Source organism: Sphingomonas sp. P3_C5 (assembly GCF_056402635.1).
Window position 1 is genome coordinate 321,676 of the sequence record NZ_JBFUHA010000006.1, and the last position, 14,471, is coordinate 336,146.

At 63.5% G+C, this 14,471-nt stretch carries 20 protein-coding genes; 11 read left to right on the forward strand and 9 right to left on the reverse strand.

What is annotated here, in order from left to right; translation table 11 throughout:
- Nucleotides 1-19: 19 nt before the first annotated feature.
- From AC1DVS_RS16995 to AC1DVS_RS17020, 6 genes are all read left to right on the forward strand, one after another.
- Nucleotides 20-1,381, forward strand: a complete 1,362-nt coding sequence (locus AC1DVS_RS16995) for a glycoside hydrolase 5 family protein (RefSeq protein ID WP_478024984.1) — start codon at nucleotides 20-22, stop codon at nucleotides 1,379-1,381.
- 66 nt (nucleotides 1,382-1,447) lie between these two features.
- The gene (gene cobA / locus AC1DVS_RS17000; protein WP_478024986.1) at nucleotides 1,448-2,236 is read left to right on the forward strand and encodes a uroporphyrinogen-III C-methyltransferase; all 789 of its coding nucleotides are present in this window, start codon (nucleotides 1,448-1,450) and stop codon (nucleotides 2,234-2,236) included.
- Complete coding sequence (locus tag AC1DVS_RS17005; RefSeq protein ID WP_478024988.1) at nucleotides 2,233-2,529, forward strand: DUF2849 domain-containing protein; 297 nt, start codon at nucleotides 2,233-2,235, stop codon at nucleotides 2,527-2,529. Before cobA ends, AC1DVS_RS17005 begins: the two co-directional genes overlap by 4 nt.
- A gap of 1 nt (nucleotide 2,530) precedes the next feature.
- The gene (locus AC1DVS_RS17010; protein ID WP_478024989.1) at nucleotides 2,531-4,159 is read left to right on the forward strand and encodes a nitrite/sulfite reductase; all 1,629 of its coding nucleotides are present in this window, start codon (nucleotides 2,531-2,533) and stop codon (nucleotides 4,157-4,159) included.
- Nucleotides 4,152-4,586, forward strand: a complete 435-nt coding sequence (locus tag AC1DVS_RS17015; RefSeq protein WP_478024991.1) for a DUF934 domain-containing protein — start codon at nucleotides 4,152-4,154, stop codon at nucleotides 4,584-4,586. The genes AC1DVS_RS17010 and AC1DVS_RS17015 overlap by 8 nt, the downstream gene beginning before the upstream one ends.
- On the forward strand, nucleotides 4,579-5,337 hold the full coding sequence (locus AC1DVS_RS17020; protein WP_478024993.1) for a phosphoadenylyl-sulfate reductase: 759 nt from the start codon (nucleotides 4,579-4,581) through the stop codon (nucleotides 5,335-5,337). Before AC1DVS_RS17015 ends, AC1DVS_RS17020 begins: the two co-directional genes overlap by 8 nt.
- An 18-nt stretch (nucleotides 5,338-5,355) precedes the next feature.
- On the opposite strand, the gene AC1DVS_RS17025 is transcribed toward AC1DVS_RS17020, so the two are convergent.
- A complete protein-coding gene (locus AC1DVS_RS17025; protein WP_478024995.1) occupies nucleotides 5,356-5,751 on the reverse strand; it encodes an endonuclease domain-containing protein in 396 nt (131 codons plus the stop codon).
- 49 nt (nucleotides 5,752-5,800) lie between these two features.
- Nucleotides 5,801-7,291 (reverse strand): replicative DNA helicase, encoded by a 1,491-nt coding sequence (locus AC1DVS_RS17030; protein WP_478024997.1) that lies wholly within the window; start codon nucleotides 7,289-7,291, stop codon nucleotides 5,801-5,803.
- A 117-nt stretch (nucleotides 7,292-7,408) separates the two neighbouring features.
- Here AC1DVS_RS17030 and AC1DVS_RS17035 point away from each other — a divergent pair, with 117 nt between their 5' ends.
- Genes AC1DVS_RS17035 through AC1DVS_RS17045 form a run of 3 tightly spaced genes read left to right on the forward strand, consistent with a single transcriptional unit; the run spans nucleotide 7,409 to nucleotide 9,037 of the window.
- The gene (locus AC1DVS_RS17035) at nucleotides 7,409-7,891 is read left to right on the forward strand and encodes a UPF0262 family protein (RefSeq protein WP_478024999.1); all 483 of its coding nucleotides are present in this window, start codon (nucleotides 7,409-7,411) and stop codon (nucleotides 7,889-7,891) included.
- Nucleotides 7,892-7,895: 4 nt separating this feature from the next.
- Complete coding sequence (locus AC1DVS_RS17040) at nucleotides 7,896-8,585, forward strand: glycoside hydrolase family 25 protein (protein ID WP_478025001.1); 690 nt, start codon at nucleotides 7,896-7,898, stop codon at nucleotides 8,583-8,585.
- A complete protein-coding gene (locus AC1DVS_RS17045; RefSeq protein ID WP_478025003.1) occupies nucleotides 8,582-9,037 on the forward strand; it encodes a cytidine deaminase in 456 nt (151 codons plus the stop codon). Before AC1DVS_RS17040 ends, AC1DVS_RS17045 begins: the two co-directional genes overlap by 4 nt.
- Before the next feature lie 6 nt (nucleotides 9,038-9,043).
- Here AC1DVS_RS17045 and AC1DVS_RS17050 read toward each other — a convergent pair whose 3' ends face one another.
- On the reverse strand, nucleotides 9,044-9,268 hold the full coding sequence (locus AC1DVS_RS17050; RefSeq protein ID WP_478025005.1) for a hypothetical protein: 225 nt from the start codon (nucleotides 9,266-9,268) through the stop codon (nucleotides 9,044-9,046).
- 96 nt (nucleotides 9,269-9,364) lie between these two features.
- Between AC1DVS_RS17050 and dcd the strand changes: the two genes are divergently transcribed.
- Nucleotides 9,365-9,919: a dCTP deaminase gene (dcd, locus tag AC1DVS_RS17055; protein ID WP_478025007.1), complete on the forward strand. Its 555-nt coding sequence runs from the start codon at nucleotides 9,365-9,367 to the stop codon at nucleotides 9,917-9,919.
- Between the two features lie 132 nt (nucleotides 9,920-10,051).
- Here the strand turns inward: dcd and AC1DVS_RS17060 are convergent, their stop codons facing one another.
- The 4 genes from AC1DVS_RS17060 to AC1DVS_RS17075 form a co-directional block, all read right to left on the reverse strand.
- A complete protein-coding gene (locus tag AC1DVS_RS17060) occupies nucleotides 10,052-10,480 on the reverse strand; it encodes an ExbD/TolR family protein (RefSeq protein WP_478025009.1) in 429 nt (142 codons plus the stop codon).
- A 33-nt stretch (nucleotides 10,481-10,513) separates the two neighbouring features.
- Nucleotides 10,514-10,984 (reverse strand): ExbD/TolR family protein, encoded by a 471-nt coding sequence (locus tag AC1DVS_RS17065; RefSeq protein WP_478025011.1) that lies wholly within the window; start codon nucleotides 10,982-10,984, stop codon nucleotides 10,514-10,516.
- Nucleotides 10,985-11,076: 92 nt separating this feature from the next.
- Nucleotides 11,077-11,871, reverse strand: coding sequence for a MotA/TolQ/ExbB proton channel family protein (locus tag AC1DVS_RS17070; RefSeq protein ID WP_478025013.1), 795 nt, complete (start codon nucleotides 11,869-11,871; stop codon nucleotides 11,077-11,079).
- 95 nt (nucleotides 11,872-11,966) lie between these two features.
- Nucleotides 11,967-12,635 (reverse strand): TonB family protein, encoded by a 669-nt coding sequence (locus AC1DVS_RS17075; protein ID WP_478025014.1) that lies wholly within the window; start codon nucleotides 12,633-12,635, stop codon nucleotides 11,967-11,969.
- Nucleotides 12,636-12,920: 285 nt separating this feature from the next.
- On the opposite strand from AC1DVS_RS17075, the gene AC1DVS_RS17080 reads away from it, so the two are divergent.
- Nucleotides 12,921-13,712, forward strand: a complete 792-nt coding sequence (locus tag AC1DVS_RS17080; protein WP_478025016.1) for a hypothetical protein — start codon at nucleotides 12,921-12,923, stop codon at nucleotides 13,710-13,712.
- A 14-nt stretch (nucleotides 13,713-13,726) separates the two neighbouring features.
- Here AC1DVS_RS17080 and AC1DVS_RS17085 read toward each other — a convergent pair whose 3' ends face one another.
- Nucleotides 13,727-14,071 (reverse strand): Rossmann fold domain-containing protein, encoded by a 345-nt coding sequence (locus AC1DVS_RS17085; RefSeq protein WP_478025018.1) that lies wholly within the window; start codon nucleotides 14,069-14,071, stop codon nucleotides 13,727-13,729.
- Nucleotides 14,068-14,439, reverse strand: coding sequence for a dihydroneopterin aldolase (locus tag AC1DVS_RS17090; RefSeq protein WP_478025020.1), 372 nt, complete (start codon nucleotides 14,437-14,439; stop codon nucleotides 14,068-14,070). The genes AC1DVS_RS17085 and AC1DVS_RS17090 overlap by 4 nt, the downstream gene beginning before the upstream one ends.
- Between the last annotated feature and the right edge of the window lie 32 nt (nucleotides 14,440-14,471).

Genomic DNA, 14,471 nt, shown 5'->3' on the forward strand with positions numbered 1-14,471 from the left:
ATAGACAGGGAGGGAAATCATGTTCAACCGGAGGGAAATCGTCGGTGCCGGAGTCGCGCTGACGGTCGCTGCGCCCACGCTTGCCGCAAAAGGGAAAACCGACCGGTTCGTCCGCCGCGCCGGCACGCACTTCACGATCGGCGGCAAGCCTTATCATTATGCCGGGGCGAACATGTGGTACGGGGCCTGGCTTGGTGCCGATGCGGCTTATGGCGATCGGGCTCGGTTGCGGCGGGAGCTCGATGCGCTGGCGGCGATGGGCGTGACCAATCTGCGCGTGCTTGCCTCTTCCGAGGACTCGCCTTTGCTTCATGCCGTCGCGCCGGCGATGCATGACAAAGCCGGCCATTATAATCAGGCGCTGCTGGGCGGGCTCGATTACCTGCTCGCCGAGATGGCCAAGCGCAACATGCGCGCCGTGCTCTATCTGACCAATTTCTGGGAATGGTCGGGCGGCATGATGACCTATCTCAGCTATGTGAATGGCGGGCATTACATCAACAATGGCGACCCGGCGCATCCCTGGCCGGAATTCGCCGATACCGTTGCCGCGTTCTACCATACGCCCGCCGCGATGGCGCTGTTCCGCAAGCATGTGCAGGTGATAGTCGGGCGGACCAACAGCGTGACCAAGGTCGCTTATGCCAATGATCCGACGATCATGGCGTGGCAGCTCGGCAACGAGCCGCGGCCAGCCGGCAGCGACAAGATCGGCCTGCCCAATCTGCCCGCCTTCCATGCCTGGGTGCAGAGCAGCGCGAAGCTGATCAAGACGCTCGCGCCGCACCAGCTGGTCTGCACGGGGAGCGAGGGGCTGAAGGGATCGCTGGAACGCGAGGAGATCGTCAAGGCGACGCACAGCATTCCTGAGATCGACTATCTCACCTGCCATGTCTGGCCGCTCAACTGGAGTTGGGTGGATGCCGCCAATCTCGCCTCGACCGAGGCATCGGGGGCGGCGAAGATCGACGATTATGTGAGCACGCATATCCGGATCGCGGGCGATCTCGGCAAGCCGCTGGTGATCGAGGAATTCGGCTATCCGCGCGACGGCGGCAGCTATGATGTGAAGGCGACGACGGCGTTCAAGGACCGGTTCTACCGCCAGATCTATGCCGCGGTGGAAGCCAATGTGACAATCGGCGGGCCCGTCGCGGGCACCAATTTCTGGGCGTGGAACGGCGAAGGGCGGCCTGCGCATAGTGATTATCGCTTCGTGCCCGGGGATACATCCTGGGTCGGCGATCCGCCGCATGAGCCGCAGGGCTGGTACGGGGTGTTCGACAGCGACGCATCCAACAAGGCGATCATCCGCCAGCATGCCGCGACTTTGGCTAAAATCGCGGTGGCCGCGACCATGGGGACCAAGGCGGCGGCATAGATTCGCTACCGGCGCCCCAAGCAACCGTCGGTTGCGGATGGGGCGCCGCAGTCGCATCTGCCACGCATGGCAAGTCTCCTCGATCCCACCGCGCGCGGGCGCGTCATCCTTGTCGGTGCCGGCCCTGGCGATCCCGGCCTGCTGACCGTGCGTGCGGTCGAGGCGCTCAAGAGCGCCGATATCGTCGTGCATGACGGGCTGATCGATCCCCGCGTACTCGAGATCGCGCCGGCAAGCGCACAGCGGATCTCGGTTGCGAAGAGCCGGGCGCGGCACACCTTGTCGCAGGACGCGATCAACGCGCTGATCGTCGCGCATGTGAAGACCGGCGCGATCGTGGTGCGGCTGAAGGGCGGCGATCCGTTCATCTTCGGGCGCGGCGGCGAGGAAGTCGAGGCGGTGCGCGCGGCGGGATTGCCGGTCGAGGTGATCCCGGGCGTATCGGCGGCTCTGGGCTGCGCTGCCGAGGCGATGCTCCCCCTCACCCACCGTGACCATTCGAGCGCGGTCAGCTTTGTCGCTGGCCAGTGCAAGGGCCTGACCGATCAGGACTGGTCGGGGCTTGCCGGCAAGGGCCGCACTTTGGTGATCTATATGGGCGTCGCGACGGCGAACGACATTGGCGACAAGCTGATGCGCGATGGCGTCGCGCCCGACATGCCGGTGGCGGTGCTCGAGCGCGGTACGCTTTCGGGCAGCCGGGCGATCAAGACGCTGCTCGCCGATCTCGGCCCGATGGTCGAGCGCGAGAAGGTGGCGAGCCCGGCGATCATCGTGGTGGGCGAAGTCGTCGAGCTTTCGGACGCCCAGGACAAACTCGGCCGCTGGGCCAGAATATCGGAGAGTGTTGCGTGAAATTGGTGACGGGAAACGATCTGCCGACCGGCGACGTGATCTGGTGGGCCGGCCAGGATTGGTCGCGCCATGTCCAGGACGCAGTCGATGTCGGCGACAAGGGCGAAGCGATCGCGCGTGCCGAGGAAGGCGCGCTGCGGGTTAACGGCGCCTATGTGATCGACGCGACCGAGACCCCCGATGGCCCCCGCCCCGCCCATATCAAGGACCGTATCCGTGCGCTTGGGCCGACGGTGCGGCTCGACCTGACATTGAAGCCAGCCGATCCGTCGGCGGGAAGCTGGGTGATCTGAGATGTACAAATATGACCGATATGATCAGGCGATCGTCGATGCGCGTGTCGACGAGTTTCGCGACCAGACCAAGCGCCGCCTTGCCGGCCAGCTGACCGACGACCAGTTCAAGCCGCTGCGGCTGAAGAACGGACTCTATCTGCAGCTCCACGCTTATATGCTGCGCGTCGCGATCCCTTACGGTACGCTCGACAGCCGGCAGATGCGGATGCTGGGCCATATCGCGCGCAAATATGATCGCGGTTACGGGCATTTCACGACGCGGCAGAACGTTCAGTATAACTGGATCAAGCTCGAACAGGCGCCCGACATCCTTGCCGATCTCGCGACAGTCGAGATGCACGCGATCCAGACCAGCGGCGAGAGCATCCGCAACGTCTCCTCGGACCAATATGCCGGCGCGAGCGCTGACGAGATCGCCGATCCGCGCCCCTGGGCCGAACTGATCCGGCAGGCCACGACTTTCCATCCGGAATTCAGCTATCTGCCGCGCAAGTTCAAGATCGCGGTGACCGGTGCCGATGAGGATCGGGCCGCGATCCGACTTCACGATATCGGGCTGAAGCTGGTGAAGAATGCGGCCGGCGAGCTTGGCTTCGAGGTCTATATCGGCGGCGGCATGGGGCGCACGCCCTTCGTGGCGCCGCTGATCCGGCCGTTCCTGCCGGTCGACAATCTGTTCAGCTATTGCGAGGCTGCATTGCGGGTGTGGAACCGCTGGGCGCGGCGCGACAATATCCATAAGCAGCGGATCAAGATCCTCGTCCATGAGCTCGGTGCCGAGGAGTTTACGCGGCAGGTGGAGGCCGAATGGCAGGCGATCCTGGCCAATAAGTCGGATGTGCCGCGTGCCGAGTTCGACCGGATCGCGACCTATTTCGTGCCGCCAGCGTTCGAGAGCGGGCTTGCCGACGAGATCGACCGTAGCGACCCCGATTTCGCGCTGTGGGTCGACCAGAATATCCGCGCGCACAAGGCGCCGGGCTATGCGATCGTCAATATCAGCCTGAAGCCGATCGGCGGCATCCCGGGCGACGCCTCGGCCGAGCAGATCGAGCTGATGGCCGATCTCGCCGAGCGCTATTCGTTCGACGAGCTGCGCGTGACTCATGCCCAGAACATCGTCCTGCCGCATGTCCGCAAGACCGATCTCTACGCGCTGTGGCAGGCGCTCGACGCGGCGGGGCTCGCCAATGCCAATCTCGACCTGGTCAGCGACATCATCGCCTGCCCTGGCCTCGATTATTGCAGCCTGGCCAATGCGCGCTCGATCCCGATCGCGCAGAAGATCGGCGAGCGGCTGGAGGGCAAGCAGCGTGATCTGGGCGAGCTGAAGCTGAAGATCAGCGGCTGCATCAATGCCTGCGGGCATCATCACGCCGGACACATCGGCATCCTCGGCGTCGACAAGAAGGGCACTGAAAATTACCAGCTGCTGCTCGGCGGCTCGGGCGCTGAGGATGCGAGCCTTGGCCGCATCACCGGGCCCGGTTTCGACGAAGACGGCATCGTTGATGCGGTCGAGAAGGTGACTGAGCTCTATCTCGGCGTGCGCGAGGATGGCGAACGCTTCCTTGATACCTATCGCCGTATCGGCATGGAGCCGTTCAAGGAGGCGCTTTATGGATAATGCCCCAACGTCCCTGCGCTTCCGCGATGACGAGGCGCATGAGGAGCCCGCCGTCACGCTCGACGCGTTCCTCGACCAGGCCGATGCGAGTGCCGTCCGGCTTGAGGCCGATGACGATGCGCGGGCGCTGATCCCGCATCTCGAGCGGATCGCTCTGGTCGAGGTGAGCTTTCCGCGCTTCCGTGACGGGCGCGGTTATTCGGCGGCGCGGATCCTGCGCGAGGCCGGCTATACGGGCGAGCTGCGCGCGCAGGGCGATGTGCTGGTCGACCAGATGCTGTTCATGCGTCGCTGCGGCTTCGACAGCTTCGCGCCCCAGGCCGAGATCGACGCCGAGACGCTCGATGCGGCGCTGAAGCGCTATGAATTCTTCTATCAGCCGGCGGCCGATGGCGCCGTGCCAGTGTGGAAACTGCGTCATGGCTGAGGCAGCACGCAAGATCGACATTATCGATGCACGGCCGGTCTTCACCCAGGCCGACGCCGATGCGCTGAACGCGCGTTTCGCCGGCGTCGACACGCTGACGATGCTGAAGGCGCTGTTCGCCGAGGGGATTCTCGGCTCGACCGCGGTCGTCTCGTCGTTCGGCACGGAGAGCGCGGTGCTGCTTCACCTCGTGGCGCAGGCCGACCGCCGTGTGCCGGTGATCTTCGTCGATACGCTCAAGATGTTTCCGGAGACGCTTGCCTATCGCGAGCAGCTGATCGAGGCGTTCGGGATCGAGAATAGCTGGGTGGTGCAGCCCGATGCCGCCGTGCTGGCGGCGAAGGACGACAAGGGCTTGCGCTGGTCTTACGACCCCGATGGCTGTTGCGAGATCCGCAAGGTCGAGCCGCTGAAGCGCGCCAAGGTGGGGCTCGACAGCTGGATTTCGGGGCGCAAGGCGTTCCAGTCAGTCACGCGCCAGAATCTGCCACGCTTCGAGGTCGAGGATGGCCGGCTGAAGCTCAACGCGCTGGGCGATTGGGTGAAGGCGGATCTCGAGGCCTATTTCACCGAGCATGACCTGCCACGGCATCCGCTCGAGGCCGAGGGCTATCTGTCGATCGGCTGCCAGCCCTGCACCAGCAAGGTGCAGCCGGGCGAAGACCCCCGCGCGGGACGGTGGCGCGGCTGGGAGAAGGTTGAGTGCGGGATCCATGTGGCTGAGAAGCCCGGGGAAGAGCCGGTTTTCTGACCTTCAAGCCCCTCCCGTTTAGGGGAGGGGTTGGGGTGGGGGACTATGCCGGCCTGCCCAACGTGGCGGGAGTGACTCGCACCTGGCCAATATCACCTCTGCAACGCCGTCTATATTGGACATTACGTCGGCGTTGCCAAAGTGCAGCACGGAAAAGCCGAGTTTCTCCAGCCGCTCGTCGCGCCTGTCATCACGCTCGGGATCGTGCGTGTCGCCATCGACCTCGATGGCGAGCCCGATTGATGGGCAGAAGAAATCGACAATGGCATTTGCGGCAAGGACAACATGTTGGCGCCTGAACTTATAGCTCTCGAGCTTCGAGTTCGAGAGGCAGCGCCAAAGTCGCTTCTCAGGCTCGGTTGGATTCCGGCGCATTTCCAGCGCGCGTCTGGCCAGCTCGATTTCAGAGGTCATCGCACTCCCCCACCCCAACCCCTCCCCTGAAGGGGAGGGGCTTTTTTGATCAGTAGCCCACGAAATCGCTGAACCGCGTTACGCTTGGCTCGAACTTCAGGATCACCTTGCCGGTCGCGCCGTGGCGTTGCTTCGCGATGATCAGCTCGGCGAGGCCGAATACCCGCTCCATGTCGGTGGCCCATTGCGCGTGATCCTCGAAGATCTTGGCGTTATCGCCCTCGACCGGACGCTTGGGCTCCTTGGCCGCGACGTAATAATCCTCGCGATAGACGAACATCACGATATCGGCGTCCTGCTCGATCGAGCCCGATTCGCGCAGATCCGATAGCTGGGGCCGCTTGTCCTCGCGCTGCTCGACTGCGCGGCTGAGCTGGGAGAGCGCCATCACGGGCACGTTCATGTCCTTGGCGAGCGTCTTCAGCCCGCGGCTGATCTCGGAGATTTCCTGCACACGGCCGTCACCCGATGCCTTGGCAGAACCGGTCAGCAGCTGAAGATAATCGACGACGACGAGGCCGATCTGATTGTTGTGCCGCCGCTGCAGCCGCCGCATCCGTGTATGGAGCGCGCCGATCGTCAGGCCGGCGGTATCGTCGATGAACAGCGGGAGGTTCTCCAGATCGGCGGCGGCCGCCGCGAGCTGGTTGAACTCGGCGCGGCTGATCTTGCCCATGCGCAAGGCCTCGGAGCTGATCCGCGCCTGCTCCGACAGGATGCGCGTCGCGAGCTGGTCGGCCGACATTTCCAAGCTGAAAAAGGCGACCTTGGCGCCGACCGATTCCTCGGGCGCGATGCCGTCATTCATGTCACGCATCCAGCGCTGCGCCGCGTTGAACGCGATGTTGGTGGCGAGCGAGGTCTTGCCCATGCCGGGACGGCCGGCCAGGATCATGAGATCCGAGTGATGCATGCCGCCCATCTTGGCGTTGACCGAATCGAGGCCGGTGGTGACGCCCGAGAGATTGCCGCCCGAATTCAGCGCGCGCTGCGCCATCTTGACCGCCATGGTCGTCGCCTGGGCGAAGGTCTTCACCTGGCTCTCGGTGCCGCCGTCAGCCGCAACCTTGAACAGCTCCTCCTCGGCAAGCTCGATCTGGGCGCGCGGGTTGACCTCTTCCGAGGTGTCGAGCGCGCGGTCGACCAGGGTGCGTCCGACCGAGACAAGCGTACGCAGCATGGCGAGATCGTAGATCTGCTTGGCGAACTGGCGCGCGCCAATCAGGCCGGCGCCCGAGCCGGTCAGCTGGGCAAGATAAGCGGGGCCGCCCAGCTCGCGCATTCCCTCGTCCGCCTCGAACATCGGACGCAGCGTGACTGGGGTGGCGAGCATGTCGTTGGCCCGCGCGCTCTTGATCGCGGCGAAAATGCGGCCGTGCACGGGTTCGTAGAAATGATCTGGCTCGAGCGAGTCGATCAGATCGTCGGCCAGCCGGTTGTCGATCATCATCGCGCCGAGCATCGCGGCCTCAGCCTCCACATTCTGCGGCAGAACGGGGGTAGCGGGAAGAGTCGGCGTCGGGATGAGTGCAGTGGCCATGAGCGCCTCATTCCAGAGCTGGCGCTCGGGCTCAAGCATGTTGCGTCCGGCGTGCCTGTGGATAAGGGCGATATCTGACGATTGTCGTGGTTAAGCTTCCCCTTTACGGCAACCCTCATGCCCGATCCCCGGATCATCGATGTCAGTCTCGACGAGCGCACCATATTGTGGCGCTCGGCTGACATTGAGCAGGAGCGGCGAATCGCAATCTTCGATCTGATCGAAGGCAATTATTTCAAGCCCGAGCGCACTTATCCGGACGGTTATACCGGGCCGTTCAAGATCGAGCTTGCGGTCGAGGAAGGTCGGCTCGCGATCGCGATCCACCGCGAAGACGGGTCCCATCTCGAGACATTCGTGCTCGCCATGGGTCGATTGCGGCGGCCGATTCGGGATTATTTCGCGATCTGCGACAGCTATTATCAGGCGATCCGGAATGCGACACCGGCTCAGATCGAGACGGTGGACATGGCACGGCGTGGGATTCACAACGAAGCCGCCGAGCTGCTCAAGGAAAGGCTGGAGGGCAAGATCGAGATCGATTTCGACACTGCCCGCAGGCTTTTCACATTGATCTGCGTCCTGCACATCAAGGGCTAGGCGAATGGCGTTGCGCATCTGGGGCCGCCKGATCGGGCTGGCGGGCGCGCTTGGCGTCGTCATCGCGCTGTCGGCGGTGGTCGTCTGGACTCTCGTGCTCAGCTGGCGGCCGAGCGACACCTACCGGTTCCAGGGGATCGACGTCTCCGAGGAACAGGGGCTGATCGAATGGTGGACGGTGAAGGCCGGCGGCGCGGACTTTGCCTATCTGCGCGCGACCAGCGGCGCCGATTGGCGCGACACGCGCTTCGCCGCCAATTGGGCCGAGGTCTATGCGACCGGGATGCGGCGCGGCGCGCTGCACGTCTATTCGCTGTGCCGGCTCGCGGTGGACCAGGCGAATAATTTCAACACCACTGTGCCGCGCGCCAGCGACGCCCTGCCGGCCGCGGTCGAAATCGATTTTTCGGAGGATTGCACGTCGCGCCCGGTGCGCGATGTCGTGCTGAACGAGCTGCGACGCTTCCTGTCGATGGTCGAGGCGCATACCGGCAAGCCGGTCCTGCTCAAGATCAGCAAGCGATTCGATGCGGCCTATCGGGTGACGCCCGCAATCCCTCGCCCGGTGTGGGCGGTGCAGGATTTCTTTCCGCCCGATTATGCGGCAAGGCCGTGGCGGATGTGGCAGGCGAATGACATGCGACGGATCGATGGGGTGAACGGAGCAGTGAACTGGGACGTGGTCGCGCCATGACGGATGACGCGACTGCCCGCCGGCTGATCGCCGCGGCGCGAGAGGCGGCGCTGAATGCGCATGCGCCTTATTCCAGGTTCGGCGTCGGTGCGGCTGTGCTGCTGAGCGATGACAGCGTGGTGACCGGCACCAATTTCGAGAATGCGAGCTACGGCCTGTCGCTCTGCGCCGAGACGGTCGCGCTGGCGACCGCGAATGCCCAGGGACGGCTGCGCGACGTGGTGGCGATCGGGGTGATCGGCGGACCGATCGGCGCGGATGGCAGACCGACCGGTGACAAGCCGGTCGGGCCCTGCGGCCGCTGCCGCCAGGTGATCAACGAAGCCGCGCAGATGGGCAGGCGCGACGTAGTCGTGTGGTGTGCGGGCGCCGAAGGCGACGCAGTCGAGCGCCATCTGATCTCCGAATTGCTGCCGCGTGCCTTTGGCCCCGGTGATCTCGGGATCGACTGACCCGCGTCAGTGACCGCCAAGGCCGCCGATCAGCCCCACCCCGAACAATATCCCGGCATAGGAGAATGCCGCGCGGCGCAGGCTCGAAGGATAGCCGCGGCGCAGGAAGAACCAGACGAACAGTGTCGGTGCCGTGAGCATGCCGAGCAATAACGGTGAGCTCAATTGCCGCGTCACAACCGAAATAGGTTCGCCCTCACCCATCTTGCGATCATGACGCGCGTTTGGCATTCAGGCTAGCGCTGATGAAGGCGCAATTTCATTGCCGTGCCTCTTGCTCGTTCCCGCCAATCTCGCGAAAGCGAAAGACACAGCAGGGAGAGCTCTATGTCGATCATGTCAGACCGGTGGATTCGCGAACAGGCGCTTGCCAACGGCATGATCGAGCCTTTTGTCGACGGCCAGAAGCGCGATGGCTGCATCTCCTACGGACTTTCGTCCTACGGCTATGACGCGCGGGTTTCCGATGAGTTCAAGGTTTTCACCAATATCGACAGCGTGATCGTCGATCCGAAGAATTTCGCATCGAACAGCTTTGTCGATCGCAAAACCGATGTCTGCATCATTCCGCCCAACAGCTTCGCGCTGGCGCGGACAGTCGAATATTTCCGCGTGCCGCGTGACGTGCTGGTGATCTGCCTCGGCAAATCGACCTATGCCCGGTGCGGAATCATCGTCAACGTTACCCCGCTCGAGCCCGGCTGGGAGGGGCATGTGACGCTGGAATTTTCGAATACCACGCCGCTGCCGGCGAAGATCTACGCCAATGAGGGGGCCTGCCAGTTCCTGTTCCTCGAGGGCAACGAGCCCTGCGAGACCAGCTATGCCGACCGAGCCGGCAAATATATGGGCCAGCGCGGCGTTACCCTGCCCCGGCTGTAAATTGGCTTCGCGGGCACGGCGCTACCCGGTTAGCGGCGGTTGGACAGTCCCCCTCAACACGGGCAACTGGAAACACGCGCAAAAAAGGGGCGACCCCGAAGGGCCGCCCCGCGATTTCGATCTGACCGTTGATCAGAACTTGCTGTAATATTGCTCGTTGCCGATGAAGCCGAGCTTCGAGATGTTCGAGCGCTTGATCACTGCAAGCACCTGATCGACCCGCTCATACTTCGCCTTAGGATCGGGCTGGAAGTGAAGCTCGGGCTCCGGGTTAATCGTCTTCGACTGCTCCAGATATTGCTGGAGCGTGATGAGATCCACCGGCACGCCGTTCCAGGCAACCGTGCCTGCGGGATCGATCGAGAGCTGGTTCTTGATCGGGTCTACGACCGGCGCCTTGGCGTTCGGGTCATTGACCGGAAGGTCGACCTTCACCGCGTGGGTCTGGATCGGGATGGTGATGATGAACATGATGAGGAGCACAAGCATGACGTCGATAAGCGGCGTCGTGTTGATTTCCATCATCGGCTGGCCATCGTCGCTGCCGCCGCTCATTGCCATTTCATATTACTCCTGAAGCTCTGGCCGTTCATCTCAACCACCGTTGGGCGGCGGCTGGGAAATGAAGCCGACCTTGGCGAAACCGGCCATCTGCATCGTGTAGATCGCGCCACCGATGCACTCGTAAGGCGTGTTGACGTCGCCGCGGATATGCGCCTCGGGAAGTTCGAGATCAGCGGCATTGGGGCCACCCTGACGCGCGATTTCCGCCCGCAGCTTGGCGACAGCCTTGTCGAGCAGTTCCTGGTGCCCGACGCGGGTCATGCCCCAATAAATGGCGCATTTGCCGTCTGTATCCGTGTTGATCGAAAGCGAGACATTCTCCGGCTTCGTCGTCGTCGGATCATAGACGACGTCGGGAAGCGTGAGCTTCACCGTTTGAAGCACGGCAGGAATCGCGATCATGAAAACGATGAGGAGCACCAGCATGACGTCCACCAGTGGCGTCGTGTTGATGTCCGACATCGGCTTTTCGGCGGAACCACCGCCTGCGCTCATTGCCATTGAGGGATTATCCTATCCTTGCAACCGCGCCACCGAACCAAATCCCGGCGGCGAAGACGGGGCGGTGCCGAAGCGCCGCCCCTTATCTGTCATCAGCGAGTCGGTGCACCACCGGCCTGGCCAGCCGTAGTGGTCGCAGCCGCAGGCTTCGCCGCAGCGGCAGGGGCCTTGCGAGCGGTTACCGGACGAACCGCACCGTCGGATGCGAGATAGCCGAGCACGTCGTTCGAGAAGGCGCTGAGGTCTTCCTGGATCGACTTGTTGCGGCGCTGCAGCCAGTTATAGGCAAGCACGGCCGGCACGGCGACGACGAGGCCGAGCGCGGTCATGATGAGCGCCTCACCGACCGGACCCGCGACCTTATCGATCGATGCCTGACCGGCGGCGCTGATTGCGATCAGAGCGCGGTAAATACCAAGCACCGTACCGAACAGGCCGATGAACGGCGCGGTAGCACCAACCGTAGCGAGGAAAGCGAGACCGCCGCCGAGCTGCGAGTTGATCGTCGCTTCCGAACGCGCGAGCGAGCCGTGCAGCCAGTCATGCGCTTCGACCGGATCGGTCAGGCGAGCATGCTGCTCCTGAGCGGCCAGGCCGTCGTCGACGATCTGCTTGTAAGCCGAGTTCTTCTCGAGCTTGGCCGAACCCTCGCGGAGGCTGTTGGAGTTCCAGAAGCCGGCGCGAACGCGCTTCGCCTGGTTCATGATCTTCTGCTGTTCGAACAGCTTGGTGAACATGATGTAGAACGAGAAGAACAGGAACAGCGTCAGGATGACGGCAACCGTCCAGGAGATGACGCCGCCCTGGTTAAGCGCGTTGAAAAAGCCGTACTGATCCTTGGCAGCCTGTGCTGCAGCGGCGGCGGCCGCGAGAATGGTGGTGGACATGCGGTTACTTCCCTCTCAAATCATTCAAAAAAGCTAATCAAAGGCTGAAAACTACCGATGCCCCGGGCAGAGCCCCGGGCATCGGCCAAACTCGATCATTCGTCCGTCAGCTGCCAGCGCACGCCCGGAATTGCGTATGTCGATGGCTGCGCCACGCCATTCACATCCTTGGCCGGGTTGAAGCGCCCGCGGCGGGTGGCCAGACGGCACGTGGTGTCGTCCAGGTCCGAGTTTCCGCTCGACGAGGTCACGCGGCATCCCGAGACCTTGCCCGTGGTGTCGATGGTCAGGACCACCGAAACACGGCCCGCGGCGTTCGCACGACGTGCGGCAGCGGGATAGTCGTCGTTCGAGAACCAGCCCGAGGGGTTACCCTTGGGCGAAACCTTGGTCGCGATCGCAGGCGGCGCAGGCGGTGCCGGAGGCGCAGGCGGCCTTGGCGGCGCCAGCGGAGCAGGCGGCGGCGGAGTGTTCACCGTCGTCATCTGCGGCGGCGGCGGATTGGGATTCTGCACAATCGGCGGCGGCGATACCACGGGTGGTGGCGGCAGCGGCTGGTCTGGCGGCGGTGGGGGGGGCGGCTCGTCAGGCGGCGGGGGCGGCGGCTCCTGGACGTCGAACGCCTTGAGCTTTTCCTGCATCTTCTTCACGTAATTATACGTGAGTCCGGTTACGAACGCATACCCCATAGCGAAAACGAGCACCGACACGACAACGATCGCGACGATGCGGCTGCCGCTTTGATTACGATCAGCATAAGCCATTCAGAAACGAAACTCCTCTATCCTGACCCGACCGTCGGCGTCCGATCCGTGCATCCGTATCGTCGACGTGGCCTGTCATGAGCTGATGTATCCTTGGACAGCGTCGATCCTATATGACCGCCCAAACCGCGACGCAAACGCTTTGTCTCACGCAACAAACGTACAATCCGTAGGTGGCAGAATTATTTCTATATAAAATACGCACTATGACGTAACGCGGCGTCGATGAATCCTGTTCCGAGACTCGTATTTGCAGCGATGCTGTTGGCCTTTTCCGGCCCTGTTATGGCTCAGCAACGCGTTCCGCCACCGCCCGATTCGGCCCCGGTGACACCCCCTTATGCTGAATATGCCGACCTTGTGCTAGCCGCGCCAGTGATCGTCGATGCGACCATCCACGGCACGACGCGGCTAAAGGGCCCTGACGCTGCCGGCGTCGCGGCCGGCAAGACGCGGCTCTATGTCGAAGCCGATGTTCTCGCGCTGATTCGCGGCGAGGCGCCCTTGCCGCCGAGAATTGCCTATGTACTTGACGTCACGGTCGATTCTCAAGGACGATTACCAAAACTACGCAAGACACGGGTCCTGCTGTTCGCCCGACCGGTCGCGAACGACCCGGCGCTGGTCCAGCTGGTGCGACCCGATGCGCAAAAAAGCTGGACCCCGGGCGGCGACGCACTGACCCGCCGAATCACCCAAGAAACGCTCGCGCCAGACGCGCCGCCGCAGGTGACCGGCGTCGGCAATGCCTTCCATGTCGCGGGCGATCTCCCTGGAAGCGGCGAGACGCAAATCTTCCTGACGACCGCTGACAGCCGGCCAGTATCCCTCACCATCCAGCGTCACCAGGGTGAGCAGCCCTCATGGTCGCTGGCGCTGAGCGATGTCGTCGGCGAGGGCACGCCGCCACCCGCCCGCAATACGCTTTTATGGTATCGACTCGCCTGCTCGCTTCCTGCGGAGCTTCCCGACTCGAGCGCCGCCGCGCTGGAAGCGGCTGATGCGCAGACAGCGCGCGAGGATTATCGGCTGGTGATTCGCACCCTCGGCCAATGCGATCGGGGCGGCGCGCTTTAGGGCAGCAGTATGCTTTAGCCTGGCGCGGTGACCGTCAGGATCTGGCCCGTGGTCGATCGCGCCGAAGCCAGGTAGTTGGCGGCTGCCACGACGTCCGCAGCAACAGCGCCATCGGCGATATCGATCGCCCCGATTCGCGCGCACGGGGCACGTTCGATGGCAAGCGGGCCAATTGCCGCAGACAGCATCGTACGGTCGAGCGCCGGAACGGACGGATCAATCAACAGCAGGGCCGTCCCTGCTCCCGAGCAGCGCAACTGGCTGACGATTTCGGCGACATCACAGCCCGATCCGGCGATCACGATCTCCAGGTCGGTCAATTCCGCCAGCGCTGTGCGGACGTCGACCAGGTCGCTCATCGCCGGTGGCGCACCAAAGTCATGCCGATCGATTCGCCCGCCTCGGCGATCGCCAGCTTTACGATCTTGACCTGAACGCGCGCGACCCGCCTGTCCTGCAGGAACAAGGTTTCGGCGATATGGTCGGCGACACCCTCGATCAGCGTGAAATGCACGCCTTCAGGCAGCGCTTTTGTGGCGGCATGTTTGAGATCGAGATAGTTTTTCGACGCGCGGAGCGGCGAATCGGGCGCGAATCGCTCCGGGCAATCGAGATCGACCGAGATCGAGATCCGCAGCGGCTGCGGCAGATGCGTTTCTTCGGAATAGATGCCGGTCAGCACCGGCACCTCCAGATCGTGCACTTCCAGCGTGAGACGGTCGTCCAAGCGCGGCCTTTCCATTGACAGGCGCGCGCCAT